The sequence below is a fragment of the Neisseria sp. P0001.S005 genome, from assembly GCF_051963715.1.
In genome coordinates this window covers 1-9,469 of sequence record NZ_JBQCTZ010000134.1, presented here as the reverse complement: position 1 = coordinate 9,469, position 9,469 = coordinate 1, and the positions used below count along the sequence as shown (strand labels likewise).

At 48.1% G+C, this 9,469-nt stretch carries 11 protein-coding genes; 7 read left to right on the top strand and 4 right to left on the bottom strand.

Going from position 1 to position 9,469, the window contains the following annotated elements:
• Nucleotides 1-36 precede the first annotated feature (36 nt).
• The 7 genes from ACTHSP_RS14215 to argF all read left to right on the top strand — a co-directional run bounded on the left by ACTHSP_RS14215 (nucleotide 37) and on the right by argF (nucleotide 5,811).
• Nucleotides 37-459, top strand: a complete 423-nt coding sequence (locus tag ACTHSP_RS14215) for a DciA family protein (RefSeq protein ID WP_049329568.1) — start codon at nucleotides 37-39, stop codon at nucleotides 457-459.
• A 291-nt stretch (nucleotides 460-750) separates the two neighbouring features.
• A complete protein-coding gene (gene azu / locus ACTHSP_RS14210) occupies nucleotides 751-1,329 on the top strand; it encodes an azurin (RefSeq protein ID WP_003684449.1) in 579 nt (192 codons plus the stop codon).
• 85 nt (nucleotides 1,330-1,414) lie between these two features.
• Nucleotides 1,415-1,924, top strand: a complete 510-nt coding sequence (locus tag ACTHSP_RS14205; RefSeq protein ID WP_049350991.1) for a hemerythrin domain-containing protein — start codon at nucleotides 1,415-1,417, stop codon at nucleotides 1,922-1,924.
• A gap of 34 nt (nucleotides 1,925-1,958) precedes the next feature.
• A complete protein-coding gene (locus ACTHSP_RS14200) occupies nucleotides 1,959-2,579 on the top strand; it encodes a glucose-6-phosphate 1-dehydrogenase family protein (protein WP_049350990.1) in 621 nt (206 codons plus the stop codon).
• A gap of 112 nt (nucleotides 2,580-2,691) precedes the next feature.
• The gene (gene dapE / locus ACTHSP_RS14195; protein WP_049350989.1) at nucleotides 2,692-3,825 is read left to right on the top strand and encodes a succinyl-diaminopimelate desuccinylase; all 1,134 of its coding nucleotides are present in this window, start codon (nucleotides 2,692-2,694) and stop codon (nucleotides 3,823-3,825) included.
• 91 nt (nucleotides 3,826-3,916) lie between these two features.
• A complete protein-coding gene (locus tag ACTHSP_RS14190) occupies nucleotides 3,917-4,672 on the top strand; it encodes a methylated-DNA--[protein]-cysteine S-methyltransferase (RefSeq protein WP_049350988.1) in 756 nt (251 codons plus the stop codon).
• A gap of 143 nt (nucleotides 4,673-4,815) precedes the next feature.
• Nucleotides 4,816-5,811, top strand: coding sequence for an ornithine carbamoyltransferase (gene argF / locus ACTHSP_RS14185; protein ID WP_049350987.1), 996 nt, complete (start codon nucleotides 4,816-4,818; stop codon nucleotides 5,809-5,811).
• A 102-nt stretch (nucleotides 5,812-5,913) separates the two neighbouring features.
• Here the strand turns inward: argF and ACTHSP_RS14180 are convergent, their stop codons facing one another.
• From ACTHSP_RS14180 to hemN, 4 genes are all read right to left on the bottom strand, one after another.
• Complete coding sequence (locus tag ACTHSP_RS14180) at nucleotides 5,914-6,897, bottom strand: TraB/GumN family protein (RefSeq protein WP_049350986.1); 984 nt, start codon at nucleotides 6,895-6,897, stop codon at nucleotides 5,914-5,916.
• Nucleotides 6,898-6,935: 38 nt separating this feature from the next.
• Entirely contained in the window at nucleotides 6,936-7,181 is a 246-nt protein-coding gene (locus tag ACTHSP_RS14175) for a DUF1289 domain-containing protein (RefSeq protein WP_049329517.1), read from the bottom strand.
• Between the two features lie 301 nt (nucleotides 7,182-7,482).
• Nucleotides 7,483-7,815 carry a hypothetical protein gene (locus ACTHSP_RS14170; RefSeq protein WP_049329518.1) on the bottom strand — a complete coding sequence of 111 codons (333 nt, stop codon included), beginning with the start codon at nucleotides 7,813-7,815 and terminating at the stop codon, nucleotides 7,483-7,485.
• A 131-nt stretch (nucleotides 7,816-7,946) separates the two neighbouring features.
• The gene (hemN, locus tag ACTHSP_RS14165) at nucleotides 7,947-9,368 is read right to left on the bottom strand and encodes an oxygen-independent coproporphyrinogen III oxidase (protein WP_049350985.1); all 1,422 of its coding nucleotides are present in this window, start codon (nucleotides 9,366-9,368) and stop codon (nucleotides 7,947-7,949) included.
• Between the last annotated feature and the right edge of the window lie 101 nt (nucleotides 9,369-9,469).

Genomic DNA, 9,469 nt, shown 5'->3' with positions numbered 1-9,469 from the left:
TGTTTGGTTAATTTACTGAGAGGCCGTCTGAAACATATGGATTTAGCACAATTAGGCAAGCGCGATCATTTATTGGCAGGCTTGTTGCAACAATCGCAACAATGGCGGAAATTGGATGCAAAAATCAAAACGGTTTTGCCGGCCAACCTGCATCCGCATTTTCAGACAGCCTGCGTAGAAGACGGAAGATTGGTCTTGCTTGCCGCCAATAATATGGCTGCTTCGCGTTTGAAAATGATCCTGCCTGCCATGTTGCCCAAATTGCAAACATTGCATGCAGGCGTCAGGGAAGTGGTGGTCAGGGTAGTTCCCAAGCCTCCGACTCAACCGAAAACCAATAGTTTGCGATTGAGCGAGGCAGCTTTAGACAGTTTCGATGAGGCGGCAGCTAAATTGGAAGGCAAGCATCCCGAATTGGCGGCGGCATTGGCAGAATTGGTACGCAAGCATAGCCGTTAAAATTATGTTAGATGAGATTACAGTTAATAAATGTTAAAACTTATATCGTTCGGCTGATAGCATCTAATACTAAAGAAATACGACCTAGAAAGTATCTGTTTTCTTTTAGGTAAACTGATGTAAACTTGGCTTGAAACTTTGATTTCGTGTGAAGTTTGTAGCAAAATAACGCCTGAATTTCACATCACGCTATGCGGATAAATTTTAGTTTGGCGTTTGCCTTTTATTAATATATTCGTGTAGTGCTGTTAATAGAACTTAACAAAACTCTCATCATTAGGAGATACATCAATGAAAGCTTATCTGGCTCTAATTTCCGCTGCCGTTATCGGCTTAGCTGCATGCTCTCAAGAAGCTGCAAAACCTGCAGAAGCCCCTGCTGCTTCTGCCGCTTCCGAAGCTGCCCCCGCAGAAACTACTGCACCTGCTGATGCAGCTCCTGCTTCTGAAGCCGCTCCGGCCGACGCTGCCGCTGCTCCTGCTGCCGGCAACTGCGCGACTACTGTTGAAGCCAACGACGCTATGCAGTTCAACACTAAAGAAATCCAAGTAAGCAAAGCTTGTAAAGAATTCACCATCACCCTGAAACACACCGGTACCCAACCTAAAACCAGCATGGGTCACAACATTGTCATCGGTAAAGCTGAAGACATGGACGGTATTTTCAAAGATGGCGTTGGCGCAGCTGACACTGACTACGTTAAACCTGATGATGCACGCGTTGTTGCCCACACCAAACTGATCGGTGGCGGCGAAGAATCTTCTTTGACTCTGGATCCAGCCAAACTGGCTGACGGCGAATACAAATTCGCTTGCACCTTCCCAGGTCACGGCGCTTTGATGAACGGTAAAGTTACTTTGGTTGACTAATCCGCCTAAAGCTCGAAAACAGACAGCCTGCCTTGCGCAGGCTGTTTTGTTATAATCTGGAAACATTAATTTAAGAATAAATCCTATGAATCCGTTTGAAACCAAAAGCGTTACTTTTGCCGAACCTATTGAAATGCTGTACGCCTGCCACGGCAAAGTGCGCCGTTTCTGCAATCAGGTTGCCATGTTGTCGGACTATATCGCCGAAAACGGCTGCAATCAGGTTGTTTTGCAAACCATCCGCCAAATTGCCCAGTATTTCAACGTTGCCGCGCCGTTGCACCATGAAGATGAAGAAGAAAACTTCTTTCCGCTTTTGTTGCAATATGCGCCGCAAGCTCAAGAAAGCGTTGACGAGCTGTTGCGCCAACATATTAGCCTGCATAGCAACTGGGACGGCGTAGCGGCTGAATTTGCCAAGCTTGAAGCGGACAATGCCTATATCCCTAATGCCGAAGCATTCAAACGTTTTGTCGCAGGATATGATGTTCATCTGGCAATTGAAGAGCCACTGTTTGATATGGGCAAAACCTTTATCCCCAAAGAAAAATTGACCGAAATCGGCGAAATTATGGCCGCACGCCGCCGCAAATAAGGCCGTCTGAAACAATCGTCTCAAGGAATACACTATGCTGACCCCAAAAAGTTGCGATTTGTTCAATATCCCTTTTTTCCAGTTTTCCCAGCTAAAAAAATACCAGCCTGAAAGCATTCCGCAAATCAAGGCAGACTATAAAGAAAACTGGCAGGTATGGCAGCAGCTGATCCAGCAGGTTGCCGCCGAATTGGGTGCGCCGTTTGCGCCGCCGCATATCGAACGCTGGTGTAACGGCTGGCAGGTACGCGCTCATTTCTTTGCTTATTTCAAATACGAACAATATAAAAATTCCGCAGCGATTTTATCGATTTTGCTAAATCGCCGCCGTTTGAGTGTCAGCTTGGATTGGCATTGCTATAAAGCCGATGTTTCCCCCATTGCGTTGCCTGATTACAACCGCTGGCTGGATAATTTTGATACTGAAAAATACGCTTCATTCGATATGTGGCACGGTGCGGAAAGCGAATATGACGATTATCGTATCGTCGCCCAACAAAGCGACGGCGATAGAAAGCTTCGAGACGACAAAGATTTCTTCTGTATCGGGAAACACATCGAACGTGATGATTTGGGCAAGCAGGATGTCGTGAAATGGATAGCGGAAACAGTGGAAGACTTACTGCCGCTTTACGAAGCTTGTCATGGAAAATAACTCAGAATACCGAAAGGCAGACTGCCTATTCAGTATCTTCAAATAAACTCAAGGCCGTCTGAAAATCACATTCAGAACGTTTCAGACGGCCTGTTTCTCAAAGTGAACAAATATGACCGAAACCCAATCCTTAGAGCTTGCCAAAGAGCTGATTTCCCGCCCGTCCGTTACGCCGGATGACCAAAACTGCCAACAACTACTGGCCGAACGTCTGCAAAAAATCGGTTTTGCCGTCGAAGAGCTTCATTTTGGCGACACCAAAAATGTTTGGTTGCGACGCGGTACTCAGGCTCCGGTGTTCTGCTTTGCCGGACATACCGACGTCGTGCCGACAGGCCCTGTTGAAAAATGGGATTCGCCACCGTTTGAACCGACCGAGCGTGAAGGCCGTCTGTATGGCCGCGGCGCGGCGGATATGAAAACCAGCATTGCCTGTTTCGTTACCGCCTGCGAACGCTTCGTTGCCGAAAATCCCGATCATCAAGGCAGCATTGCGCTCCTGATTACTTCGGACGAAGAGGGCGATGCGCTGGACGGCACGACCAAAGTCGTCGATGTGTTGAAAGCGCGCGGCGAGTTGATTGATTACTGTATCGTCGGAGAACCGACTGCCGTGGATAAATTGGGCGATATGTTGAAAAACGGCCGCCGCGGCTCACTGTCGGGTAACCTGACCGTCAAAGGCAAGCAAGGCCATATTGCCTATCCGCATTTGGCAATCAATCCCATGCATACTTTTGCCCCGGCCTTGTTGGAGCTGACACAAGAAGTCTGGGATGAGGGCAACGAATACTTCCCCCCGACCAGTTTCCAAATTTCCAATATCAACGGCGGCACAGGCGCGACCAACGTGATTCCGGGCGAGCTGAACGTCAAATTCAATTTCCGTTTCTCTACCGAGTCCACCGAAGAAGGGCTGAAACAACGCGTCCACTCCATTTTGGACAAACACGGCGTGCAATATGATTTGCAGTGGTCTTGCTCAGGCCAACCTTTCTTGACTCAGGCCGGAAAACTGACCGATGTGGCACGCGAAGCCATTGCCGAGATTTGTGGCATTGAGGCCGAATTGTCCACCACCGGCGGTACTTCGGACGGACGCTTCATCAAAGCCATTGCGAAAGAACTTATCGAATTAGGCCCGTCCAACGCGACCATCCACCAAATCAACGAAAACGTGCGCTTGGACGATATTCCGAAGCTGTCGGCAGTGTATGAAGGTATGTTGACGCGATTGTTGAAGTGAAAAAAGCCCATAGGCTTTGAAAAACGATAGAGCCGATTCTTTTGCTCTTTTTGTTTTCTCTTAAGTTATCGATAATTGGACAAGGCAAAATATGATTACTCTGCCTTCTTTAGATGCGCTTCCATCAAAGTGGAATGAAATCCGAGAGCAGTTGGAAACCTACTTTCCCGCCGACCTCGAAGCCCTGCTGCATGAGCGGTTTACGGAACACGAAGCCAAACAGTTTGAGCAGGATTTTATTGACTGTATCGGTTGTACGCCTGAGGAATATGTCCGTATCCGCCGAGCTATCCGGCTGTTGGAAACACGTTATCCAGATAGTCCAAACGAACTGACTGTTGCCGCGGTTGCTACGTCCTTGGGCGAGATGTTGGCGGTGTTTGGTAGCAAGGGTTTGTGTCTGCTGGAATTTGTCGGGCAGAAACATATGGAACAGGAAATCATGGCTGTCCAAAAAGCTTTACATGGGCAGTTTATTTTCCAAGAAAATGAGCAAACGCAACTTTTGCGCCAAGAATTGGATTTATACTTTCAAGGCCGTCTGAAAGTTTTTGCGACGCCTTTGGAAACGATAGGTACAGCTTTTCAGCAGCAGGTGTGGAACGCGCTGCTGACCATTCCTTACGGTGAAACGCGCAGCTACAAGGAGCAGGCGCAGCAGTTGGGTAATCCCAAAGCCATTCGTGCTGTTGCCGCTGCAAACGGACAGAATAAGGTGTCTATCCTGATTCCCTGCCACCGCGTTATTGGCAGCGACGGTAAACTGACCGGCTACGCAGGCGGCTTGAACCGCAAACAGTCGTTGCTTGCCTTGGAGCGAGGCGAAGTTCAGACGGCCTTGTTCTGAGTTTTGATAGAGGATAAGGGGCCGCGCTTCGGGCAGGCTTCGCGCGTTAAAAAATTGAGTAGCAGAAGGTCAGGGAAGCCCGGAAAAATCTGCATGGAGAAAAATGTTGGGTAACGCCCACGCTAGAAAAAGAGAAATAAGACATGAGCCTGAAAAACCGCCATTTTTTAAAACTTTTGGATTTTACGCCGGAAGAAATTACTTCATATCTCGACCTTGCCGCCGAATTGAAGGCCGCTAAAAAAGCAGGGCGCGAGGTGCAGCAGATGAAAGGAAAAAACATCGCCCTGATTTTCGAGAAAACATCGACCCGCACCCGTTGCGCGTTTGAGGTGGCTGCACGCGACCAAGGTGCAGGGGTAACTTATCTGGAGCCTTCTGCCAGTCAAATCGGACATAAGGAAAGCATTAAGGATACCGCGCGTGTTTTAGGACGGATGTTTGACGGTATCGAGTATCGCGGTTTTGGGCAGGATGTGGTGGAAGAGCTGGCCAAGTATGCAGGCGTGCCTGTGTTCAATGGTTTGACCAACGAGTTCCACCCGACCCAAATGCTCGCCGATGCGCTAACGATGCGCGAACATAGCGACAAGCCTTTGAACCAAATTGCGTTTGCCTATGTAGGCGATGCGCGTTACAACATGGCCAATTCGTTGCTGGTGTTGGCTGCGAAACTAGGCATGGACGTGCGTATCGGTGCACCGAAAAGTTTGTGGCCGTCTGAAAACATTATCGAAACGGTGCAGGCTGTTGCCAAAGAGACCGGCGGACGGATTCTGTTGACGGAGAATGCGCAGAAAGCCGTGAAAGGCGTGGATTTTATCCATACCGATGTGTGGGTCAGCATGGGCGAGCCTAAAGAGGCTTGGCAAGAGCGTATCGATTTGCTGAAAGATTACCGCGTTACCCCCGAATTGATGGCGGTGGCGGAAAATCCGCAAGTCAAGTTTATGCATTGCCTGCCTGCTTTCCATAATCGCGAAACCAAGGTCGGCGAATGGATTTATGAGACATTCGGCCTGAATGGTGTGGAAGTAACGGAAGAAGTCTTTGAAAGCGAAGCCAGCATTGTGTTTGATCAGGCAGAAAACCGGATGCATACGATTAAAGCGGTGATGGTAGCGGCATTAGGCGATTGATTGTTACGCTCAACATTGCTTACTGCTTCATTTAATAGAGATTAAATAAAGGCCGTCTGAAAGAAAGACTTTCAGACGGCCTTGTCGTTTGATTGGGGTTTATTACCAAATCAGGACTTTGGGTTCGGGCGTTACTTGATAGCCTTCTTGACGCAATAGTTCGATTAAGCCTTTTTTGCTGGGTAAATGGGCAATACCGACGGCAAAGAGGGTGCTTTGTTTGGCGGATTGCTTGCGGATTTCAGGCAGCCATGCCAAGTTGCGGCGGATCAGGAGGTCGTTTTTCAGCCAATTGGACATGGCTTTGGCGTATTTGGTATCAACAAGTTTGAGGGTGCGCTGTTCGGTTTCTTCCAAAAGTGGGATGAGTTCTTCAAAGCGGCCGTCTGAATAGGCTTGATGGAGTTTTTTGATATCTTCGGTTTCTTCTTTATTGGTTTTAATACTGGCTTTCAGAAAGTTGAGCATGGTTTCTTCAGGCTGGGCTTTGAAGATCGCGGTAACATCGTCCAAGCTTTCTAATGAACCACGCGGCTTATTGATGTCGGCGGCCGCGTTGATCAGCAACATATCTGCACCGGTTTCTGAGCTATACCCTTTGGGAAATGTACTGCCGGCAAAAATGAATGCCGCCCATGGATGGAGTTTGTCGGCAATTTGGGCGATGGGTCGGCTTTCTTCATTTTGTGAATAGATTTCTTGTAAAAGACGGAAATCTGCTTTGCCAAGCTTGAGGCTGAGCGGTTCGGTACTCATGACTTCCTTGAAGTATTTTTGATACATTTTTTTCGTTTCCGGACTGCTGTCCGGCAGTGGGTCAACTTCTGTGGTCAATTGGTCGGTGGATTGCAATAGTTTGACTGCATCGGAAGACAAGGTTTGATTGGTTTGCCCCATGTGGATGGTGCCGAGCAGATAGGAATCGGGTTGGCCTTCTTTGCTGATTTTCCAAACATTGCTGGTCAGTTTAGGCTGCTGCCAGTTAAGTTCGGCAGGTTTGTTGTCGGTTGAAGTTGCATTAGGTTGGCAGGCACCCAAGACAAGGGCGGTCAATGGCACAAGCAGGCAGGCAAGCAGTTTTTTCATGTTTTTCCTTATTGTGGTGTGCGGTAGGCAAGGGCGATTTAGAAATCGAGCAGGTTTTGAACCGGATGTTCGCCCGTTTCGGGTTTTTCCATTTTGCGGTTGCGGATTTTGGCCTTCCTGAGGGATAGAAGGTGCATGACTTGATGTTTTTGGCTGTCGGTCATCTGGAGCCAGTACAAGCGCTCTTCCCGGCTGCGCAGGCAGCCTTTGCAATAACCTTTGGCATTGGCTTCGCAGACACCTATACAGGGACTGGGGATGGGGAAAAAATCGGGTTGTTCCATATTTTAAAAGCGTTTGAGATAAGAGACCGGCCAAACCAAAATTTCAGACTGCTTTCGCTTTCGTCTAAACACGACAGGTCTATCCGGTAGGATTCCTACCAAGTATCCAATTGAGTTGTTCATTTTATATCCCAATTACTGCAATGGTATCGTATCGATTCAAATAGGGGGAGCAAAGTGTACAGTAAGGTCTCCAAGATCAATTAAGGTATGTTTGGCAGAATCATGTTTTAATACAAATCTGGAGTTCCTCTATATTTTGATTTTCAGACGACCTATTTCAGCCCCAACGATCTGCATTTTATGACTTAATCAGTTTACGCAAAGACTGATTGTTGTATTTGATATCGGCAATCATTCGGTCGTATTGGTGCATTCTACGGAGCGAGCGGGTAATCAGATAGACCGAGAAAATAATCAAACTGATGTTCATCAGACTGACTAGTGCGAGCAAGGGCCAAACATCAACGGCTTCGTACCATTTCGATGTCGCAATCAGCGCACTGAAAATAGACAAAGGGAGTGCGAAAACGGCAATGCCCGTACGCATGATAGCAAGTGCCGTGCGTTTTTCAGCAAGGAGAAGCTGCACTTGATTGATGCTGAGGATATCGTTTTGCTGTTCGGTAATCATAGGATACGCGCCTATACAAATTAACTTTGAATCCTGATAAAGCGGAAAATATGGTTTTATGTTACCCGAAAGTATTGAAAATAAAAACAAAGGTCGTCTGAAAATTTTCAGACGACCTTGTCCATTCCTGTTTACACAGTTTGCGAGTATTTGGCTTTGGTTTCTTTATGGCGCAAATGGTAGTCGAATACCATGGCGATGTTGCGGATCAGGAAACGACCCTTCGGCGTCACGGTCAGGCTGTGCGGCTTGAGACGGACCAGGCCGAGGGTTTCCAGTTGCTTCATATCTTCCAGTTCGGCTGCAAAATAGCGGCTAAACGGAATGCCGAACACGCTTTCATAAATTTGATAATCAAGCGAGAAACGGCACATCAAATCCTGAATGATGTTGCGGCGCAGGATGTCGTCTTGATTGAGCTGGTAGCCGCGCATAATCGGCAGATGTCCGGCATCGAGTGCGGCGTAATAGGCATCGATGTCGCGCTCGTTTTGGGAGTAGGTGCTGCCGATTTTGCCGATAGAGGACACGCCGATCGCCACCAAGTCGCAGTCGGCATAGGTCGAGTAGCCTTGGAAATTTCGTTGCAGGAAACCTTCTTTGAGGGCGATGGAGAGCTCGTCGTCAGGTTTGGCAAAGTGGTCCATGCCGATGAAAACGTAGCCGCGTTCGGTCAGGGTTTGGACGCAATATTGCAGCATATCGAGTTTTTCTTCGCTGCCGGGGACAACATTGGTGTCGATACGGCGTTGCGGTTTGAAGATATGTGGCAGGTGGGCGTAGTGGTAGAGGGCAAGGCGGTCGGGATCGAGGGATAAGACCGTATCGATGGTGGTTTTGATGCTTTCGGTGTTTTGGTGCGGCAGGCCGTAAATCAAATCGACGCTGACCGATTTAAACCCGGCTTCACGCGCGGCATTAATCACTTCTTTGGTTTCTTCGTAGCTTTGAATGCGATTGACGGCTTCCTGCACTTTAGGGTCAAAGTCTTGAATACCGACACTCATGCGGTTGAAACCGAGTTTGCCCAGTTTGAGGACGGTTTCGCGGCTGACTTTGCGCGGGTCGATTTCGATGGAGTATTCGCCGTTGGGAATCAGTTGGAAGTATTTACGAATCATGTCGAAGACGCGTTCGAGTTGGTCGTCGCTCAGGAATGTGGGCGTACCGCCGCCAAAGTGGAGCTGCGCAAGCTGGTGTCTTCCGCCCAAATGCGGTGCCAGCAATTCCATTTCTTTTTCCAGATACTGGATATAGGCATCGGCACGGCTTTTGTCTTTGGTAATGATTTTGTTACAGCCGCAGTAGTAGCAGATGGTATTGCAGAAGGGGATATGGATGTAGAGCGAAAGGGGTTTATTGAGCGCACCCATGTTACGCAGGCTTAAAGCTTGGATATATTCGGCTTCTTTAAAGCCTTCATGGAAGCGGTCGGCAGTCGGATAGGATGTATAACGGGGACCGCTTGATGGCAAACTGGCAATCAATTCACGGTCAAATTCCGGTAATTCGTTGTTTGTGTTGGTGTTATTTGAGATGGGGATGATTTTCATGGTCGGGCTTGTAGTATAAAGTAGGGAAATTAGGGAAAATTTTAGTCAAAATTTCGATAGTTTGGTAGAATGCCTGATAATGATATGCCGACTTTGACTTG